Source organism: Nonomuraea sp. NPDC023979 (assembly GCF_040639085.1).
GTDB classification, from domain to species: Bacteria; Actinomycetota; Actinomycetes; order Streptosporangiales; family Streptosporangiaceae; genus Nonomuraea; species Nonomuraea ceibae.
In genome coordinates, this window is sequence record NZ_JBEZZG010000046.1 from 1 (window position 1) to 18,103 (window position 18,103).

Here is an 18,103-nt window from a genome sequence, read left to right on the forward strand (position 1 = left end):
CACCCTCCCGGGGCCCCCACCCGCCCCCGGCCCTGCCCCCACCCGGGGGCCTCCACCCCCCCCGGGGCGTAGGGCGGCCCGGGGCCTCCACCCCGCCCCGGGCCTCCATACGCCCCGCGCCAGGCGACCGAGATCCAGCCGGGATCTCGCCCGCCCGTCCTCCCGGGCGCCCGGCCGCTGGTGGGTGTGCTGCCCGGGGATCGCGCGAGCCCCCAGCCCAGGCGCCCCCGCGCCCCTGGGCCACGCCCGCCTGCACCTCCCCACCCCGGCGAGGGCAGGGGAATTCACCCGCCCGGCCCCCCGTACGGTCGCTGGCGGGTGCCCTGCCCGGCGACCGGGCAAGCCCCCGGCCCAGGCGGGGTTGGGAGGGCAGGGGATTCCCCGCCCGGCCCCCCGCACGGTCGCTGGTGGGTGCGCTGTCCGGCGACCGGGTGAGCCCCCGGCCCAGGCGCGCCCGTGCCCAGCCGCGGCCGCACCCGGGGCAGTCGCGCCGCCGCAGCGGCCGGCCCGGCCGCGTGCCGCCGACCACCGCGACGGTCCGCCCGGCCCGCCAGCGCGCCCGCTCGGCCATCCGGCTGGGGCAGGTGGGGGTGCGGAAAGCTGGGGGAATCCGGCCACCCGGCCCGGCCGCTGCCGGCCCGGCGGTCCGGTCGCGCCCCTGACCCGGCGGTTTGGACAGTCCGGACGTCCGGCCCGCCAGCGTGCCCGGACGCTCGGCCATTCGGCTGGGCAAGTGAGGGGGCGCGGGGAGTTGGGGGATTCGGCCATCCGGTCGCGCCCCGGCTGGCCCCGCCAGCGCACCCGGACGCCCCGGACGCCCCGGACGCTCGGGCGTTCGGCTGGGCAGGTGAGGGGCGGGGTGCGGAGAGGAGGGGAGTCGGCCGCCTGGATGCGCCGTCCACCCACCCGCCGCCCCTCACACCGCCACCCGCCACCCGCCATCCGCCACCCGCCACACCCCACACCCGCCAGCCGCTACGCCGGGCAACCCCGGGCATCGCGCCGCTAGGTTGCCAGGGTTCGGGGTGGGGGTGGGGGTTTGGGGGGCTTCTTGCCGATTGCTGGATGGGCCCCGGGGCGTTGACGGTCGGGCCGGGCCGCGACTGTACTGGGCATGAGCCGGTGTCCGGAGGATCGCCCCGATGCCGGCCGGTGGGGAAGCTCGGCCCGCGGTCCGCCCATCGCCGGACCCCCTCCGTATCCGCCGGCACGAGGCGGCCGCGGTGCCGGAGGCCCCACGCCGGGGCTGCCCCGGCATGGGACTGAGTGCGGAGGAGACACGATGGCACCCACGCCCGCGGGTTCGCGTCCGGCGTCAGCGGTGCCAGGGGTGGTGGCGGAGGTGGCCGACTGCCTCGGAGGCGCCGTGCATCTGGCGTACGCGCAGGTCTCCGGCCTGGACGTGGTCGTCGCCGGTTTCTCCCGTTACGAGGAGCGCACCAGGTCGCGGGCCGTCGCGCGCGCGGGCGCCCTGGACGAGCTGCGCCGGATGCCGTACGGGAGCGAGGCCGGCAGGGGCAGGGAGTTGCGGCTGGCGGACTTCATGGCCGGGGCGCCGGAGCCGGTGGGGGCGGCGGTGGCCGGGACGGGCCTGGTGAGCGGGAACCGCTACCGGGTGCCGGCGGAGGTCGTGTGGCTGGGGGAGCGCGAGACGCGGGTGGAGCCGGTCATGAGCGGCGTGGTGGACCTCGGCGTCTCCGAGGCGATCGCCGAGGTCGTGGCGCACGACGTCGTGGCGCGCTGGTGGGCCGCTCCGGGCGAGCAGCAGTTGCTGCGCGTCTCGGCGCAGCTGGACCGGCTGCTGCCGGGCGGGGTGATGGCGGCGGCGCGGGGGCTGGGGTTGCGGGTGTCGGCGTTCGCGCTGGCGGCGCCGGACGTGCGGGCCGCGCTGGTGATGGTCGGCGGTGAGGGCGCCACGCTGGGCGTCGCGGCGGGCCGTACGGTGCGGAGCGCGGTGGGGGAGGCGTTCCTGCGGGCGATGGCGGCCAAGGCGCAGCCGTGGGCGGGGCTCTCGCCGGCGGATTCGCTGCGCCGGTTCGCGGTCTGGAACCATGAGGCGGACTACGCCGCGCATCTGGAGCGCCTGGCGGTCGACGCCGAGCCGTGGCTGGTGGACGAGCCGGGGGATCTGCGGCCGTCGAGCTGGCCGGAGATCGCCGCCCGCAGGTTCGGGCAGGAGCCCGTGGCCGTCGAGTCACGCAGGGCGGAGGCGGTCGTGAAGGTCGTGTGCCCGGGGGCCGCGTGTTACGGCGCCGCTCCCGCGAGGCTGCCCTGTCCCGTGCCGTAGGGGCCGGTTCCGCACGGCGCAAGAGAATCCGCGCCGGCCGAATGCCGATAATCGCATGTATAGGGAGGCGGCCATGGACCTCACAGTCATCGGTATCACTCCCGAACTGGAGGAGATCTACCGCTACTTCCTTCGGCATCGGGGCGAGGGCGTCGGATCGTTGCCGGAGAGCCTGTCCATGGATCCCGACACGGTCGAGGCGGCCGTGGAGCGGCTGGGCCAGCTGCACATGCTGGACCTGACCGACCGGCACCGGGTCGTGGCCACGGAGCCGCGTGTCGCGATCGAGCGGCTGGTGGAGAAGCGGCTGGACGAGCTGAACGCGGAGATCCGCCGGGTGTTCGCCGCCCGTGACGCCATCGCCGGCTTCCTGGAGGACATGCAGGAGGGCGAGCGCACCGGTGCGGCGCTGGACATCGAGCGGGTGGAGAACGGCGCGCGGGTCCGGCAGCGGCTGGACGATCTCGCGTTCTTCTCCTACAAGGAGACGCTCTGCCTGCACCCGGGCGGCCCGTTCACCAAGGTGATGATCGACTCGGCGCTGCCGCTGGACACGCGGAGCCTGCGCCGGGGCCTGTCGATCAAGGAGATCTTCCACCCGTCGGCGCTGGAGGACCCGCACATGGTGTCGTACCTGCGCGAGCTGATCAGTCTCGGCGGCGAGGTGCGCATCACCGAGCAGCCGATGGACCGCATGCTCATGTACGACCGCAGTGTCGCGGTGGTCCCGATCGACCCGAAGCAGAACTCCAAGGGCGCGCTGCTCGTACGGGAGCCGGGCCTGGTGTCGCAGCTCGTCATCTATTTCGAGGGCCTGTGGAACTCGGCGGTGGACCTGCGCACCTACATCGACCCGCCGGAGGAGGAGCCGATGCTGACGGAGATGGAGCAGCGGGTCCTGGAGGTGATGGCCACGGCGGACAAGGACGAGATCGCGGCCCGGGAGCTCGACGTGTCGGTGCGCACCTACCGGCGCTACGTCGCGGACCTGATGGCCCGGCTGGGCGCGGTGAACCGTTTCCAGGCGGCGCTGCGCGCCAAGGAGGAGAACTGGATCTGAATCCGCCTCTTCTTTTCGCGTGCCTCACGGGCACAGCGTGAACCCCGCGGCCGGTGGCCGCGGGGTTCTTTTGTGAATTCTCGTGGTTCATCTCTCCTTTCCGGATGTTCAAAGTGTGCGGAACAATCGGGGGGCCTTTCCGGGTCAGGCGCTCGGCCAGGTGTTGGGGTCGGGGGTGGGGGTGGTCGGGGGCACCGGCCAGGTGTTGCCGGGGTCGTCGGCGGCGACCGGGGCGGGCCAGGTGTTGCCGGGGCCGTCCGTGGGGGTGGGCGTGGGGGCCGGGACGGGCCAGGTGTTGCCCGGGTCGCCGTCGGCGACGGCCACGGTCCCGTTCAGGGTGCTCAGCGACTCAAGGGCGGCGGAGCCGGCGGTCAAGGTGGCCCCCGCGGCGACGATCACGATGGCCCACTTCGCAATGTTGTCGGTAACCGTCTTGAAAATCGTCGTCTCAGCCATCACTCTGCCTCTTTCTTATTTAGTGTTTTGTGTTTTTCGTGTTTCCCTTTCGCACTTCCAACTTTGCGCTGCGGCAAGCCCCGGAACCAGGCTTCCGGCGGGCAGCAAGCTGCACGCGGGTTTCCGCTTCCTGCCACGCGCCGGGGCTCCCCGCACTGCAGGAGATGACAGGAAACGGCCACTGACCATTGACTGGAGGCACTGACGAGGGAGGGAAATCATGAGCATCTCGGAACTCGACATCGCCGCGATGCCGTCCGTGGAGGCCCTTGACGAGGCGGTTCAGGCGCCGCCCCCGTCCATGAACCGGTTGCGCGAGGAGCATGGGCGCCTGCGTGAGGAGGTCGCGGAGGGCCGCCCGCAGGCGGTGGCCCGGCAGCGTTCGCTGGGCAAGCGGACCGCCCGTGAGCGGCTGGAGCTGCTGCTCGACGAGGGGTCCTTTCTCGAACTGGACATGTTGCGCCGGCATCGCGCGCAGGGGCTCGGCATGGAACGGCAGCGCCCGCACACGGACGGGGTGATCGCCGGCTCCGGCACGATCGACGGCCGCCGGGTCTTCGTCTACGCGCAGGACTTCACCGTGTTCGGCGGCTCGCTGGGCGAGGCGCACGCGTTGAAGATCCAGAAGGTGATGGACCTGGCGCTGTCCACCGGCTCCCCGTTCATCGGCCTGAACGACAGCGGCGGCGCCAGGATCCAGGAAGGCGTGATGTCGCTCAACGGCTATGGCGGCATCTTCCAGCGGAACGTCGCGGCGTCGGGCGTCATCCCGCAGATCAACGTCATCCTCGGCCCGTGCGCGGGCGGCGCGGCCTACTCGGCGGCGCTGGCGGACTTCACGTTCATGGTCCGGGACACGGCGCAGCTCTACCTGACGGGCCCGGACGTGGTGGAGGCGGTCACGGGCGAGCGAGTCTCGCACGCGCAGCTCGGCGGCGCGCCGGTGCACGCGACCCGCTCGGGCCTGGCCGCGTTCGTGCACGACGACGAGGAGAGCTGCCTGGCCGAGGTGCGCCACCTGGTGTCGATGCTGCCGAGCAACAACATGAGCCGCCCGCCGTCGCTGCCCTCGCGCGGCGCGTCCGACGACGTGCGGCCCCGCCTGGCGGAGATCGTGCCCGTCGAGCCGAACAAGCCGTACGACATGCGGCGGGTGCTGGCGGAGCTGGTGGACGACGGCGACTTCCTGGAGGTGCACCGCGCCTGGGCGCCGAACGTGATCTGCGCGTTCGCCAGGATCGACGGCGAGGTGGTGGGCGTCGTCGGCAACCAGCCGATGGTGCTCGCGGGCGTGCTGGACGTGAACGCCTCGCAGAAGGCGGCGCGCTTCGTCCGGCTGTGCGACGCCTTCGGCATCCCGCTGGTGACGCTCGTGGACGTGCCCGGCTTCCTGCCGGGCACCGACCAGGAGCACGCCGGCGCCATCCGGCACGGCGCCAAGCTCCTGTACGCCTACTGCGAGGCGACGGTGCCGCGCGTCCAGGTCATCATCAGGAAGGCGTACGGCGGCGCGTACATCGTGATGGACTCCCGCTCCATCGGCACGGACCTGTCACTGGCGTGGCCCACCAACGAGATCGCGGTGATGGGCGCGGAGGGCGCGGTGAACGTCATCTACCGCAAGGAGCTGGCCGGCGCGAGCGATCCGGGCATGCTGCGCGCGGACCTGGTGGCCCGCTACAGGAGCGAGCTCGTGCATCCCACGTACGCGGCCGAGCGCGGGCTGGTCGACGACGTGATCGACCCCGTGGACACGCGGGCGGCCGTGGCGCGCGGGCTGGCCATGCTGCGCGACAAGCGCAAGCATCCGACGCCGCGCAAGCACGGGAACGTGCCCCTGTAGATGCCCCCTGGAGAGGCGAGGGGAGCCCCGCAGGCCGCCGCCTGCGGGGCTTTCGCGTGTCCGGGGCCCCGTTGACAGCATGCGGCTGCCCACCTGCAGCTTCCTGACTCCGCGAGCCCTGGCCCGGTTGTCGCGCCTGTCCCACAGTGGGAAGTGCGAGAACGAAGGACCATCGCCAGGAGGAGGACGGAGACCCAGGAATCATGCTGATCCAGCTGACGATGCGCAAGGTCGACGGGCTTCCCGTCCCCGGCTCGCCGGTCGACGGGATCCGGATCATGGCGCTGCTGCCGAGCCGCTGGCACAAGGACCTCACGCAGGCCACCGGGGACATCGTCATCCGCGTGCGTCCCGACGAGCCCACGACGAGCGCCCAGGTGCGGGACGTGGTCGCCGAGGTCCTCACCAATCCCGAGATCGACCACTGGGAGCTGGTGACCTGCCGGACGCTGCTCACGAGGAACCCCGAAGAGGACGCCGAAGGAGGATACCGATGATCGCTTCCCTGCTGGCCCCCGGAGAATGCCGTGTCTGGTGGGCCACTCCCGGACACCGGAGCGTGGAGACGCTGTCCGCGGTGCTCAGCGAACCCGAGCTGGAGCGGGCCGCCAGGTTCCGCCGCGACCCCGACCGCCGCCGTTTCCTGACCGGGGCCTGGCTGCTGCGCAACGCGGCGGCCACCCAGCTCGGGGTGCGCCCGGAGGACGTGGTGGTCGACCGGAGCTGCGCGGACTGCGCCAGGCACCACGGCAAGCCGTACATCAGGATGTCGGGCCGCCGGCTGCACGTGTCGGTCTCCCACTCGGGCGACCGGGTGGCGGTGGCGCTGACGGGCGTGGGAGCGCTGGGCGTGGACGTCGAGGCGGTGCCTTCGGAGCCCGTGGACGACCTGGCCCGGTGCGCCCTGACCCCGCACGAGTTGAAGGCCCTGGACGCGCTGCCGCCGGATGAGCGTTATGAGGCGTTCGCCAGGGTGTGGACGCGCAAGGAGGCGGCGCTCAAGGCCACCGGGCACGGCCTGCGCGTCTCCCCGGGCAAGCTTGAGGTCACCGGCCCCGAGGAGCCGCCCGAGCTGCTGAGCTGGCCGCTGGAGATCCCGCCGCGTGACATCAGGTTCGTCGACCTGGACCCGGGTGACGGGTACGTGGCGGTGGTGGCGCTGATCGCCGGCGATCAGCGCGTGCACGTCGTGCAGTCCCTGGTGGCCGGTCAGCCGGTGGCCGCCCCGCCGCCCGCCCGTGAGCGCGTGCTGGTCGCCGCCTGAGCGGTGGACACCGTGGCCGGGCTTCTGTCAGATGAGGAAGAAGGAGGTGACCTCCGGTGAAGCGAGGGTTCGTCCTGATCCCGGGCCCCTGGATGGGGGCCTGGGCGTGGGAGCCGGTCGCCAGGCGGCTGCGGGCGCGCGGGCACGAGGCCCGCGCGGTCACCCTGCGCGGCCTGGCCGGCGGCGAGGACGACGTGTCCGACGTCGGCCTGGAGACGCACGTACGCGACGTGCTGGCGCTGCTGGAGTCGGACGACCTGCGCGACGTGGTGCTCGTCGGCCACAGCTACTCCGGCCTGGTGGCCGGGCAGGTGGCCGACCGGGCGCGCGAGCGGGTCGCGCACACCGTGTTCGTGGAGGCGTTCCTGCCGCATGACGGCAGGTCGATGCTGCACGCGTTCCCGGAGCGCCAGCGGACCCAGGAGTTGCGGCTCATCGCCGACAACGAGGGCCGCTGGCCCGCCCCGGACGCGACGATCGTGGGGGAGGGGCAGGGGCTGACCACGACGCAGGCGCGCTGGCTGGCCGGGCGCCTCGTCGGGCACCCCGGCCGGACGATCGCCGAGCCGGCCACGCTGACCCGGCCGCTGGAGCGGCAGCGGGCCAGCTACGTCGTCTGCAGCCTGGACCATTTCGCCGGGCGGCTCTCGGCGGACGTGACGGCCATGCGGTCGGTGCCGTCCTGGGACTTCCACACGCTGGAGACCGGCCACTGGCCGATGGTCTCCGCGCCGGGCCCGCTGGCGGCGCTGCTGGCCCGCATCGCCGCCCGCGACTCGTGACCGCCCTAGGAGACGCGGGCGGGCTCGCGCCGGAACGCCCGGCGGAGCGGCCCCCCGTACAGCCAGAGCAGGATGCCCAGCCCGCTCACGATCATGAGCGCGGTGAACACCCACTCGTTCGAGCCGCCGGGGCCGTAGACGCGGCCGGGCAGGCCGATGTCCACCGCCCGCACCGGGGACCCGGCCCGGTTGGAGTAGCGGTCGCTGCCGTACAGCTCGACGCCGGCCCGGTCCGAGGAGCCGTCGCCGGAGCGGAACTCGCCCGTCCACACGCACGACTCGTGCCCCGGATGCACGATGCAGATAAGCTCGCGCGGGGTGAACGTGCCGGCGACGCCGTCGGCCCTGGCCGCGCGGACGGCCGTGCCGGCGTTCGGCACGGCCAGGTAGAGGAGGAACACCGCCACCAGGGTCAGGACGACGGTGAACATGCGGGAGCGTTCGCGCCGGGCCATCGTCACGCGGGGGCCACGGCGCAGCCGCACCGCATGGCGGAACGCTCGGCCGGCCGGGGGCGGCGGTGCAGGAGCATCGCGACGACCATCGGCGCGAACACCAGCGCGTTGTAGAACAGGTGCAGCTCCACGCGCGGCACGAGCAGCTGGATGAGGCTCGTCGGCACCGGCCGGCCGGCCAGGTTGCTGCCGGAGATCGCCTGCAGGAGCAGGATCAGGTGCTCCAGGTGGTGCCAGACCTGGATGCCGAGCGAGACGTTCCACCACACGCGGGAGCGGCCGGTGAAGCCCCGCCGCAGCATGATCAGCCCGACGAGCATGAGCAGCGCGTACCCGTAGTGCATCCACTCGGAGGTGACGAGCCACGGGAAGGGCACGCCGAGCACGCCGCGCGCCTCGGGCAGCGGCCAGCCCAGCACGTAGATCTGGATGGCCTGGACGACGTGCTCGGCCCAGTGGGCCAGGACGATGAGCAGGTAGACGGCCAGCGCGGCACGGTGATGCCGGGTGTTCAGGCTGGTGAGCAGCCCTGGCGCTGGGGCGTTCGTGACCATGAGCGGGACCTCGCTTCTCGGAGTGGTGGGTCGCGTCGCGGTACCGAGCTTCGTTCGGCGCTCTGAAGGGTGCATCTCCGGTCGTGCGGACTTCGCGATGTACCGCAATCCAGGAGATGCGGGCGCCGCCGTACACCGTGAGTATGAGGCGGTGAAAGCACGCTGACCACCCACTGGTCGCCGGGGCCGCCACGCTTGCGGGAGGGTGGCGGCTCCTTCTTCCGTCCGCCCGTCCTCCCGCGCCGTCGGAAGGAAAGCACGACATGACGCCAGCAGGAACGTGGGGCAGGAGGCTGGTGCGCGTCGTCGCGTCCGCAGCCCTGGCCGTGGTGCTGATCGCCACGACCGCCACCGCGTCGTCAGGCGAGGACGAGCAGGCCGGGAGCCTGCCCGGCTTCACCCACGGCCGGGTCGCCGTCGAGGGCGGCTCCGTCCACTACGTCAAGGGCGGGTCGGGGCCGGCGCTGCTGCTCCTGCACGGCTGGCCGCAGACGTGGCAGATGTGGCGCGACGTCATGCCCGAGCTGGCCCGCGAGCACACCGTCATCGCCATGGACCTGCCCGGCCTGGGCACCTCGTCCATCCCCGGCGGCGGCTACGACAAGGTCACCACCGCGCACCGGGTCCGCGAGGCCGTGCGCGCGCTCGGCTTCACCAAGGTCGGCATCATCGGCCACGACCTGGGCGTTCTGGTCGCCTACCCGTACGCGCGGGACTTCCCGGCCGAGGTGAGCCGGCTCGTGATGATCGAGAGCCCGCTGCCCGGCTTCGGGCTGGAGGACCTGTACGGGGTGAGCTTCCACTTCAAGTTCAACTCCGCCCCGGCCCCGATCCCCGAGCGGATCATGGACGACGAGGACGTGCCCACCTACCTCGGCATGATCTTCGACTTCAGCCACCGCAAGGACGCTGTCAGTCGCGAAACCTACTATCGCGCGTATGCCTCCGACGCCAGGCGCACGGCGGGGTACGAGTACTACCGCGCCTTCGCCGCCGACGCCGCCGACAACCGGGCCAACGCCGGCCGGAGGCTCGCCATGCCGGTCGCGGCCGTGGGCGGCCAGCACTCGTTCGGCCCCGGCGTCGCCGCCTCGTTCGCCCAGGTGGCCGACGACGTGCGCACCGTGGTCGCGCCCGACTCCGGGCACTTCGTCCCCGAGGAGAACCCGGAGTTCCTGGCCGGGTGTGCGCTCCTGTTCTTCGGCCCGGCGGGCACGACCCCCGGTCCCGGGCTCGGCGACTGTGCCCCCTGACATCCCAGGGCCGCCTGACACCCCAGGCCCGTCGCGGTCCCCGTCCCCGGATCCGGGGGCGGGGCCGCCGCATGACCACACCCCGACAGGAGGGAAGGCTGACATGAGCCAGCAATACGCGCATCAGCGCCTGTCCCCGCCAGGCGTCTCGGCAGAGAACGAGCGGGAGGCGGTGCGGCGGCTGCGCCGCGACGTCGAGGGGGCCGTCCTGGTCCCGTTCGAGGCCGCCTACGAACGCGAGCGGCAGGCGCCCTACTCCGACATCGACCCCAGGCCCGTCGCCGTCGTGATGGCGAGCGGCCCGGCCGACGTCCGCACCGCGCTCACCACCGCGCGCGAGCACGACCTGCCCTTCGCCGTCCAGGGCACCGGGCACGGCACCCACGCCGCCTCCGACGGCGGCATCCTCGTCAAGACCACGCAGCTGGCCGGCGTCCTGGTCGACCCGGTGCGCCAGGTGGCCCGCGTCGGCGCCGGCGCCGTGTGGGAGCAGGTGATCGCCGCCGCCGCGCCGCTCGGCCTGGCGCCGCTGGCCGGCTCACACCAGACGGTCGGCGTGGCCGGCTACACGCTGGGCGGCGGCCTCGGCTGGCTGTCGCGCCGGTACGGGTTCGCCGCCGACAGCGTGCTGCGCGCCGAGGTGGTCACCGCGGACGGCCGGCTGCTCACGGCGAGCGCCGACAGCCACCCCGACCTGTTCTGGGCGATGCGCGGCGGCGGCGGCAACTTCGGCGTGGTCACCTCGCTGGAGTTCCGGCTCCACCCGGTCGCGCGGGTGTTCGCCGGGGCGGCGTTCTTCCCCGGCGACCGGGCCGCCGACCTGCTCGCCCGCTACCGCGACTGGATCGACGGCGCGCCCGACGCGCTCAGCACCGCGATCCTGCTCACCCGGCTGCCGCACGACCGGCGGGTGCCCGCCGCGCTGCGGGGCAGGCCGGGCGCGGTCGTCCAGGTCATGTACGACGGGCCGGGCGAGGAGGCCGGGCGGCTGCTCGCGCCGCTGTTCGAGGCGGCGGGGCCGCCGCTGCTGGAGACGTTCCGCACCGGCGCGTTCGGTGAGATGGACATGGGCGGCACCGGCCCCGCGCACGTCAACCTGCTCGACTCGCTGCCCGACGAGGTGATCGAGGTCCTGGTGTCGGCGGCGACCCGGCCGGGCTCGCCGGTCTCCGGCGTGGAGATCCGCCACTGGGGCGGCGCGCTGGGCCGCCCCGGCCCGCACGCCGGCCCGATCGGGCACCGCTCGACGCGGCTCAGCGCCATCCTCGACGCCAGGCTGCCGGAGGTGGAGGCGGTGATGCGCCCCCACACGGGCGGGCGCGCGTTCCTCAACTTCCTGCACGACCCGGGCAACGCCGTGGCGGCCTACGACCCGGCCGACCACCGCAGGCTGCGCGAGGTGAAGCGGGCCTACGACCCGGACAACGTCTTCCGGTTGAACTACAACATCCCGCCCGCCTGAGCCCCGGGCGGCAGCGAGCCGCCCGGGCCGGTGACCGGCCCGGGCGGCTCTCGCGTGCGTCGCGGCCCGGCTCACAGCTCGACGCGGACGTCGTACAGGGTGACCCAGGTGTTGAACTCGATCAGCCGCTCGATGACGGCGCGGGCGCTCCACGGGCCGCCCATGCTGTAGGCGCCGGGCGGCGCGTCCAGCAGGGTGCGGATCTCCGCCTCCGAGGCCAGCAGCAGCGCCGGACCGCCGTCGGCCAGGATGCCGGCCAGCTTCTCGCGCAGCGCCTCCTCGTAGCCGGTGTCCTGGGTGGACGGGTACGGGTTCTTCTTCCTGTCGAGCACCGAGTCGGGCAGCACGCCGCGCATGGCGGCCCGCAGCAGGCTCTTCTCCCGGCCGTCGAAGTTCTTCATCGCCCACGGCGTGTTGTACACGTACTCGACCAGCGTGTGGTCGGTGAACGGGACCCGCACCTCCAGGCTGGCGGCCATGCTGATGCGGTCCTTGCGGTCGAGCAGGAAGTTCTCCCACCGGGTGAGGTTGAGGTAGGTCAGCTCGCGCATGCGCGCCTCCAGCCCGCTCTCGCCGGGCAGCCTCGGCACCTCCTCCAGCGCCTCGGCGTAGCGCCGCTTGACGTACTCCTCCAGGCCGAGCCGGTCCCACAGGCCGATGTCGCGCAGCGCGCCGATGCCGCCGGCCTTCCTGAACGGCGAGTGCCAGGGGAAGGTGTCGGACTGGACCGCGTCCTCGTCGTGGAACCAGGTGTAGCCGCCGAACAGCTCGTCGGCCGCCTCGCCCGACAGCGCGACCGTCATCTCCCGCTTCAGCGCGCGGCACAGCACGAGCAGCGAGTACTCCATGTCGCCGGTCGACACCGGCAGGTCCTGGGCGCGCAGCACCGACCGCCTGACCTCCGGGTCGAGGATCTCGGCGTTGTCCAGCTCGACGATGATGTGCTCGGCGCCGACGTGCTCGGCCACCTCGACCGCGAACGGCGTGTCCGGGTCCTCCCACTGCACGTTCGCCTGGAAGCGCGACTCGTGGCCCTTGAAGTCCACCGAGAACGCCTTGAGCGGCTCGCCGGCGCCCTTGCGGGCGATCGCGGCGGCGGCCAGCGCGGTGATCGCGCTGGAGTCGAGGCCGCCGGACAGCAGCGTGCCCACGGGCACGTCGGCGACGAGCTGGCGGTCCACGATCTCCGACAGCAGCCGCCGCACGGTGGCGATCGTGGTGTCCAGGTCGTCGGTGTGCGGGCGGGCCCGCAGCCGCCAGTAGCGGTGCTCGCTGCGGCCCGCGCGCGACAGGCGCAGCACGGTGGCCGGGCGCACCTCGTGCATGCCGCGGAAGACGCCGTGGCCGGGCGTCTTGACGATCGTGAAGATCTCCCGCAGCCCGTCGGCGTCGATGACCGCCTCGGCCTCGTCGTGCGCCAGGATCGTCTTCGGCTCCGAGCCGAACAGCACCCCGTCGGGCGTCGGGTAGTAGTAGAGCGGCTTGACGCCCATCCGGTCGCGCACCAGCAGCAGCTCCTCGGTGCGCGGGTCCCAGATGGCCAGCGCGAAGATGCCGTCGAGCCGGCCGGCGAAGTCCTCGCCCCACTCCAGGTAGGCGCGCAGCACCACCTCGGAGTCGCTGGCGGTGCGGAACTCGTGGCCCAGCCCGCGCAGCTCCTCGCGCAGCTCGCGGTAGTTGTAGACCTCCCCGTTGTAGGTCATGACCGGCAGGCCGTCGTCGCCGGCCGCCATCGGCTGCCTGCCGCCCTCCAGGTCGATGATCGCCAGCCTCCGGTGGCCGAGCGCCGCGCGGGCGCAGGTCCACACGCCGCCCGCGTCGGGGCCCCGGTACTCCAGCGTCGCCGTCATCGCCGTGATCGTGTCCCGTTCGCCGGTCAGATCGCGGTCGTAGCTCACCCATCCTGCGATGCCGCACATGGTCAGTTCGTCCTTTCGATGGTCTCGGTGAAGTCGCGGGCGCCGTGCAGCCACGCGACCTTGTCGTGCAGCTCGTCCTCGGAGAGGGCGGACAGCATCCGGTTCCTGGCGAGCGCGTCGGCGCCGGCCGGGTGGTAGAGGCGGGCGCCCATCTCGCGCGAGACGAGCTGGGTCCTGGCCGTGCGGTCCCGGCGGGCCGCGTTGTACTTCTCGAACCGCTGCGGGAACTCGGCGGGGCCGCAGTCGGCCAGCTCGCCCAGCGTCACCGCGTCCTCCAGCGCCATGCACGCGCCCTGGGCGGCGTACTGGAGCATCGGATGGGCGGCGTCGCCGAGCAGCACCACCCGGCCGTCGGCCCAGTCGGGCACCGGGTCGCGGTCGCACAGCACCCACTCGCGCCACTGCGCGCCGAGCTCCAGCAGCCGCCTGGCGGTCTCGCCCAGCTCGGGGAAGGCGCCCAGCACCCGCTCGCGCACGGCCGGCCGGCCCGTCACCACGGCGGCGGCGCCGTCGTCGCGGGTGGCGGCCAGGTTGAGGAACTCGCCGCCGCCGATCGGGTAGTGCACGAAGTGCCAGCGCGGCCCCGCCCACAGCGTGACGGTGTTCCAGCGCAGGTCGGCGGGCACCCGGTCCATCGGGATGACCGAGCGGAAGATCGTGTGCCCCGACACGCGCGGCCCGCCGTCACCGACCAGCCGCGCCCGGATCATCGAGTGCAGCCCGTCGGCCCCGACGAGCGCGTCGCCCGGCACCCGCCGCCCGTCGCCGAGCAGTGCCCGCACGCCGCCCGCGTCCTGCTCGTAGCCGGTGACGTGGCTGCCGCCGCGCAGCTCGACCAGCGGGTGCTCGCGGCAGGCGGCCAGCAGCGGCCCGTACAGGTCCACCCGCTGCACGACCGCGTACGGGTTGCCGAAGCGGGCCCGGTAGCGGCCGGTGAGCGGCATGCTGGCCACCCGCTCACCGGTGGTGCCGTCCATGAAGCGCAGCTCGTCGATGTAGACGGCCAGCTTGCGCACCGCCTGCCCGACCCCGAGCCGGTCCAGCGCGGTGAAGCCGTTGGGGCCGATCTGGATGCCGGCGCCGAGCTCGCTGAACTCGTCGCGGCGCTCCAGGACCACCGCCCGGTGGCCCTGGCCGGCCAGGCCGAGCGCGGCGGCGAGCCCGCCGATGCCGCCCCCGGCGACGAGCACGGTCGCCGTCCTCGTCCGCCCGCTCATCGCCGCACCGGCGTCCGGTCGAGCACCGACAGCAGGGCGTCGCGCAGGATGCCGACCCCGTCGGCGGTGAGCACCGACTCGGCGTGGAACTGCATGGAGGCGAACCGGGGCCCGCGCAGCGCGTGCACCTCGCCCGTCTCCGGGTCGCGGCTGACCGCGACGGTCCCCGTCAGCCCGGCGGGCTCGATCTCGTCGGCCGGGGCGTGCGCGGCGAAGGTGTTGTAGAAGCCGACCCTGGCCCGGCGGCCGAACAGGTCGATCACCCGCTGCACGCCCTGGTTGGGCACCTTCCTGCGGCGCAGCGGCAGGCCGAGCGCGCCGCTGAGCACCTGGTGGCTCAGGCACACGGCCAGGAACGGGGCGCCGGAGCCGAGCAGCCGCCCGACCGCGTCACGCAGGTGCGCGATCTTGGGGTGGGCCAGGTCGGCCGGGTCGCCCGGCCCGGGCCCGAGCACCACCAGGTCGTGGCCGTCCAGCGTGTACGGCTCGTCGAAGCGGCGCACGCTCACCTGGAGGCCCAGCGAGCGGAGCTGGTGGCCGATCATCGAGGTGAACGTGTCCTCGGCGTCCACCACCAGCACCCGCAGGCCGATCAGGTCGGGCGTCCAGAACGTCCGCTCGCCCTGCTCCTGCCGCCAGAACCCGGAGATGCCGTCGTTGCGCCCCTCCAGCGCGCCGCGCACGTCGGGGTGCTCGGCCAGCGGTTCCGGCGGCTCGGCGCACAGCGCGTCGAGCAGCCCGGCCGCCTTCGCCGCGGTCTCGGCCACCTCCGACTCCGGGTCGGAGTGCCTGACGAGGGTCGAGCCGACGCCGATGCGGACCCGCCCGGCGGCGTCGATGTCGGCGGTGCGGATGAGGATCGAGGAGTCGAGCGTCCGCCGGCCCGCCCCGTCGCTGCCGATCAGCGCGGCCACGCCGCTGTAGTAGCCGCGTCCCTCCTTCTCGTAGCGGCCGATCACCCGGCAGGCGCTCTCCAGCGGGCTGCCGGTGACGGTCGGCGCGAACAGGGTCTCGCGCAGAATCTCCCGCACGTCGCGGGTGGTCTCGCCCTCGATGTAGTACTCGGTGTGCGCGAGCCTGGCCATCTCCCGCAGGTACGGCCCCGACAGCCGGCCGCCCGACTCGCAGATCCGGGCCATCATCTTGAGCTCCTCGTCGACCACCATGTAGAGCTCGTCGGCCTCCTTCTTGTCGCCGAGGAAGTCCATGAGCGCGCCGACGGTCGGCCCGGACGGGGGATAGCGGTAGGTGCCGCTGATCGGGTTCATCACCGCGACGCCGCCGTCGACGCTGATGTGCCGCTCGGGCGAGGCGCCGACGAACGTCCGCTCGCCGGTGTGGATGACGAACGTCCAGTACGTGCCCGTCTCCCGGGTGGCCAGCCGGCGGAACAGCGTGAGGGCGGCGGCCGGGGTGTAGTCGGTGATGTCGGCCAGGAACGAGCGCTTGATGACGAAGTTGGCGCCCTCGCCCCGGCCGATCTCGTCGTCGATGACGGCCCGCACCACGGCCGCGTAGTCCTCGTCGGAGGTGTCGACCGTGCGCTCGCGGGTGCGGATCGGCCGGTCGGGGATGCGCGCCAGCGCGGCGGGCAGCGGCAGGCTGCCGTGGCCGGTGACGGTCATCGCCACGAGCGGCGCGCCGTCGTCGCGCGCCTCGAAGCCGCGCTCCGCGATCTGCCGGTACGGGATGAGCGTCAGCAGCTCGGGGCCCTCGGTGCCGGGCTCGTCGGGCAGTGGGAGCTCGGCCAGCGTGGCGACCGTGGACACCTCGCCGACCAGCACGTCCAGCATGCCCTCGCGGCCGGCGCCCGGCCGGTGCAGCAGCGCGAACGGAGGCGGCACGGGGGACAGGACGTCGTCCAGGAGCCGTTCGGCGCTCATGGCCGCCCTCCTCGCGCGAGATCGGTCAGGAGCTCCTTGGTCGTGGCGACCATGCCGCACCGCCCGGCCACGTACCGCAGCGTCATGAGGTGGTCCTCGGCGGTGAAGTCGGCGACGGCGTCGGCCACCAGGAACGGCTGGACGTCGTGGGAGTAGGCGTCCACGGCCGTCATCAGCACGCCGATGTGCGCGTACACCCCCGAGATGATCAACTGGTCGCGCCCGCTGTCACGCAGCATCCACAGCAGCGGCGACTGGTGGAAGGCGCTGTAGCGCCGTTTGACGATGATCCAGTCGTCCGGCCCGGGCGCCACCGGGTCCACGACGCCGCGATGCTCCGCGCCGGTGGTCATGCCGGGTCCCCAGAAGTCCCTGAGCAGTCCCCGCTGCCGGTCGGACATCCCGCCGGGCTGCGTGGTGTAGGCGACGGGGATGCCGGCGGCGGCGCACCGCTCGCGCAGCGCGGCCGCGTTCCTGACGAGATCCGTCACCGGGGCCTCGCCCGCGGGAAAGGCATCCAAGAAGAAATGCTGCATGTCGTGCAACAGGAGAACGGCCCGCTCCGGGGAAACGGTCCACCGCGCCGTGTTGGCCGGTAGTTCGCCGGAGTCCGGCATCGGATAAGGCGTAATAGCAGGAATCCCGATCATTGTTGCCTCAATCTGGTTGTGCGATGAAGAAATTCAGGCGCCCAGTGCGGCGCCCCCGTCCACCGTCAGGTGCTGAAGCGTGATGTGGCTCGCCTTTTCGGAGAGCAGGAATGCGACCGTGTGCGCGATGTCGGCCGGGCTGGCGACCTTTCCGAGGGGGATGCCGGTGCGGTAGGCGCGCGGCTTGCCCTCGATCGACGAGCGCAACGCCCGGTCGTGGTCGCTCCACAGCGCCGAGAGCATCGGGGTGTCGACCGAGCCCGGCGTCACCACGTTGCAGCGGATCCCGTACCCGGCCACCTCCAGGCCCAGGGACTTCGTGAACGCCGTGGCCGCGGCCTTGGAGGCGGCGTAGGCGGCCATGTCGGCGCGGGCGACCAGCGCCGCGTTGGAGGCGACGGTGACGACCGCGCCGGCCCGCCGCGGCACCATCCGGGACACGACCGCCCTGGAGACGTGGAAGACGCCGTCGACGTTGACCGCGAACGTGGCCGCCCAGTCGGCGTCCGACATCGTCACCGCCCGGCCGGTGCGCAGCACCCCCGCGGCGTTGACCAGCTTGGTGACCGGCCCGAGCAGCCGCTCGGCCGCCTCGACCACCGACTCCACCTGGGCGCTGGAGGCGACGTCCACGGGGAACGCCGCCACCCGCAGCCCGTCGGCCTCCAGCTTCCCGGCCAGCTCCCTCAGCCCGGCCTCGTCCCGGTCCAGGGCGGCCACCGCGATGCCCTCCTCTCCCAGCGTCCGCGCGATCGCCGCCCCGATGCCGCCGGCGGCTCCGGTGACCAGCGCCACCATCAGGAGCTCCCGGCGGAGAATCGCGTCAAATGAATGTGCATGATGAACTCAGCCGCCTTTCCCCGCACAATTGCCGAGGTGCGGGTCTGTCAATTTCCGGGTCTTTCTCTTACGTAAGAGACTGCGATCGGGGATGACCCGGAACAAGGCGGGAGCGTGGCAGCAAGTTGTCTTCCCGGCGCTGTTTCCTGCCAGCCCGGAGCAACGCAGCACGTCAAGA

Annotated in this window: 16 protein-coding genes; 8 read left to right on the forward strand and 8 right to left on the reverse strand. The window is 73.1% G+C overall.

Annotation, left to right across the window (positions count from 1 at the left end; translation table 11 throughout):
* Nucleotides 1-1,282: 1,282 nt before the first annotated feature.
* Complete coding sequence (locus tag AB0G11_RS44390) at nucleotides 1,283-2,287, forward strand: hypothetical protein (RefSeq protein WP_357592948.1); 1,005 nt, start codon at nucleotides 1,283-1,285, stop codon at nucleotides 2,285-2,287.
* 73 nt (nucleotides 2,288-2,360) lie between these two features.
* Nucleotides 2,361-3,347 (forward strand): helix-turn-helix transcriptional regulator, encoded by a 987-nt coding sequence (locus AB0G11_RS44395; RefSeq protein WP_219508749.1) that lies wholly within the window; start codon nucleotides 2,361-2,363, stop codon nucleotides 3,345-3,347.
* A gap of 144 nt (nucleotides 3,348-3,491) precedes the next feature.
* Here AB0G11_RS44395 and AB0G11_RS44400 read toward each other — a convergent pair whose 3' ends face one another.
* A complete protein-coding gene (locus tag AB0G11_RS44400) occupies nucleotides 3,492-3,803 on the reverse strand; it encodes a hypothetical protein (protein WP_357592950.1) in 312 nt (103 codons plus the stop codon).
* A gap of 301 nt (nucleotides 3,804-4,104) precedes the next feature.
* Between AB0G11_RS44400 and AB0G11_RS44405 the strand changes: the two genes are divergently transcribed.
* The 4 genes from AB0G11_RS44405 to AB0G11_RS44420 all read left to right on the forward strand — a co-directional run bounded on the left by AB0G11_RS44405 (nucleotide 4,105) and on the right by AB0G11_RS44420 (nucleotide 7,692).
* Nucleotides 4,105-5,646 carry an acyl-CoA carboxylase subunit beta gene (locus tag AB0G11_RS44405; protein WP_246645795.1) on the forward strand — a complete coding sequence of 514 codons (1,542 nt, stop codon included), beginning with the start codon at nucleotides 4,105-4,107 and terminating at the stop codon, nucleotides 5,644-5,646.
* Between the two features lie 203 nt (nucleotides 5,647-5,849).
* Nucleotides 5,850-6,143 (forward strand): hypothetical protein, encoded by a 294-nt coding sequence (locus AB0G11_RS44410; RefSeq protein ID WP_219508747.1) that lies wholly within the window; start codon nucleotides 5,850-5,852, stop codon nucleotides 6,141-6,143.
* Nucleotides 6,140-6,910 (forward strand): 4'-phosphopantetheinyl transferase superfamily protein, encoded by a 771-nt coding sequence (locus tag AB0G11_RS44415; protein ID WP_219508746.1) that lies wholly within the window; start codon nucleotides 6,140-6,142, stop codon nucleotides 6,908-6,910. Before AB0G11_RS44410 ends, AB0G11_RS44415 begins: the two co-directional genes overlap by 4 nt.
* 56 nt (nucleotides 6,911-6,966) lie before the next feature.
* Nucleotides 6,967-7,692: an alpha/beta hydrolase gene (locus AB0G11_RS44420; protein ID WP_219508745.1), complete on the forward strand. Its 726-nt coding sequence runs from the start codon at nucleotides 6,967-6,969 to the stop codon at nucleotides 7,690-7,692.
* A 5-nt stretch (nucleotides 7,693-7,697) separates the two neighbouring features.
* On the opposite strand, the gene AB0G11_RS44425 is transcribed toward AB0G11_RS44420, so the two are convergent.
* Both AB0G11_RS44425 and AB0G11_RS44430 read right to left on the reverse strand, forming a co-directional pair.
* On the reverse strand, nucleotides 7,698-8,153 hold the full coding sequence (locus tag AB0G11_RS44425) for a hypothetical protein (protein WP_219508744.1): 456 nt from the start codon (nucleotides 8,151-8,153) through the stop codon (nucleotides 7,698-7,700).
* Complete coding sequence (locus AB0G11_RS44430; RefSeq protein ID WP_219508743.1) at nucleotides 8,150-8,701, reverse strand: hypothetical protein; 552 nt, start codon at nucleotides 8,699-8,701, stop codon at nucleotides 8,150-8,152. The genes AB0G11_RS44425 and AB0G11_RS44430 overlap by 4 nt, the downstream gene beginning before the upstream one ends.
* Before the next feature lie 263 nt (nucleotides 8,702-8,964).
* Between AB0G11_RS44430 and AB0G11_RS44435 the strand changes: the two genes are divergently transcribed.
* Together AB0G11_RS44435 and AB0G11_RS44440 are read left to right on the forward strand one after the other, a co-directional pair.
* Nucleotides 8,965-9,954 carry an alpha/beta hydrolase gene (locus AB0G11_RS44435; RefSeq protein WP_357592952.1) on the forward strand — a complete coding sequence of 330 codons (990 nt, stop codon included), beginning with the start codon at nucleotides 8,965-8,967 and terminating at the stop codon, nucleotides 9,952-9,954.
* Nucleotides 9,955-10,057: 103 nt separating this feature from the next.
* Nucleotides 10,058-11,416 carry an FAD-binding oxidoreductase gene (locus AB0G11_RS44440; RefSeq protein ID WP_219508741.1) on the forward strand — a complete coding sequence of 453 codons (1,359 nt, stop codon included), beginning with the start codon at nucleotides 10,058-10,060 and terminating at the stop codon, nucleotides 11,414-11,416.
* 71 nt (nucleotides 11,417-11,487) lie between these two features.
* On the opposite strand, the gene asnB is transcribed toward AB0G11_RS44440, so the two are convergent.
* From asnB to AB0G11_RS44465, 5 genes are all read right to left on the reverse strand, one after another.
* Entirely contained in the window at nucleotides 11,488-13,335 is a 1,848-nt protein-coding gene (gene asnB, locus AB0G11_RS44445; protein ID WP_357592954.1) for an asparagine synthase (glutamine-hydrolyzing), read from the reverse strand.
* A gap of 2 nt (nucleotides 13,336-13,337) precedes the next feature.
* A complete protein-coding gene (locus AB0G11_RS44450) occupies nucleotides 13,338-14,552 on the reverse strand; it encodes a 3-hydroxybenzoate 6-monooxygenase (RefSeq protein ID WP_357592956.1) in 1,215 nt (404 codons plus the stop codon).
* Nucleotides 14,549-16,435, reverse strand: a complete 1,887-nt coding sequence (locus AB0G11_RS44455; RefSeq protein ID WP_357592958.1) for an anthranilate synthase family protein — start codon at nucleotides 16,433-16,435, stop codon at nucleotides 14,549-14,551. The genes AB0G11_RS44450 and AB0G11_RS44455 overlap by 4 nt, the downstream gene beginning before the upstream one ends.
* On the reverse strand, nucleotides 16,432-16,956 hold the full coding sequence (locus AB0G11_RS44460; RefSeq protein ID WP_357592960.1) for an isochorismatase family protein: 525 nt from the start codon (nucleotides 16,954-16,956) through the stop codon (nucleotides 16,432-16,434). The genes AB0G11_RS44455 and AB0G11_RS44460 overlap by 4 nt, the downstream gene beginning before the upstream one ends.
* Nucleotides 16,957-17,118: 162 nt before the next feature.
* Complete coding sequence (locus AB0G11_RS44465; protein WP_357592962.1) at nucleotides 17,119-17,883, reverse strand: 2,3-dihydro-2,3-dihydroxybenzoate dehydrogenase; 765 nt, start codon at nucleotides 17,881-17,883, stop codon at nucleotides 17,119-17,121.
* Nucleotides 17,884-18,103: the final 220 nt, after the last annotated feature.

Bases quoted from the DNA above. Each gene is read 5' to 3' on its own strand.
- AB0G11_RS44390 (WP_357592948.1), top strand. From the start codon at position 1,283: ATGGCACCCACGCCCGCGGGTTCGCGTCCGGCGTCAGCGGTGCCAGGG.
- AB0G11_RS44395 (WP_219508749.1), top strand. From the start codon at position 2,361: ATGGACCTCACAGTCATCGGTATCACTCCCGAACTGGAGGAGATCTAC.
- AB0G11_RS44400 (WP_357592950.1), bottom strand. From the start codon at position 3,803: ATGGCTGAGACGACGATTTTCAAGACGGTTACCGACAACATTGCGAAG.
- AB0G11_RS44405 (WP_246645795.1), top strand. From the start codon at position 4,105: ATGAACCGGTTGCGCGAGGAGCATGGGCGCCTGCGTGAGGAGGTCGCG.
- AB0G11_RS44410 (WP_219508747.1), top strand. From the start codon at position 5,850: ATGCTGATCCAGCTGACGATGCGCAAGGTCGACGGGCTTCCCGTCCCC.
- AB0G11_RS44415 (WP_219508746.1), top strand. From the start codon at position 6,140: ATGATCGCTTCCCTGCTGGCCCCCGGAGAATGCCGTGTCTGGTGGGCC.
- AB0G11_RS44430 (WP_219508743.1), bottom strand. From the start codon at position 8,701: ATGGTCACGAACGCCCCAGCGCCAGGGCTGCTCACCAGCCTGAACACC.
- AB0G11_RS44435 (WP_357592952.1), top strand. From the start codon at position 8,965: ATGACGCCAGCAGGAACGTGGGGCAGGAGGCTGGTGCGCGTCGTCGCG.
- AB0G11_RS44440 (WP_219508741.1), top strand. From the start codon at position 10,058: ATGAGCCAGCAATACGCGCATCAGCGCCTGTCCCCGCCAGGCGTCTCG.
- asnB (WP_357592954.1), bottom strand. From the start codon at position 13,335: ATGTGCGGCATCGCAGGATGGGTGAGCTACGACCGCGATCTGACCGGC.
- AB0G11_RS44450 (WP_357592956.1), bottom strand. From the start codon at position 14,552: ATGAGCGGGCGGACGAGGACGGCGACCGTGCTCGTCGCCGGGGGCGGC.
- AB0G11_RS44455 (WP_357592958.1), bottom strand. From the start codon at position 16,435: ATGAGCGCCGAACGGCTCCTGGACGACGTCCTGTCCCCCGTGCCGCCT.
- AB0G11_RS44465 (WP_357592962.1), bottom strand. From the start codon at position 17,883: ATGGTGGCGCTGGTCACCGGAGCCGCCGGCGGCATCGGGGCGGCGATC.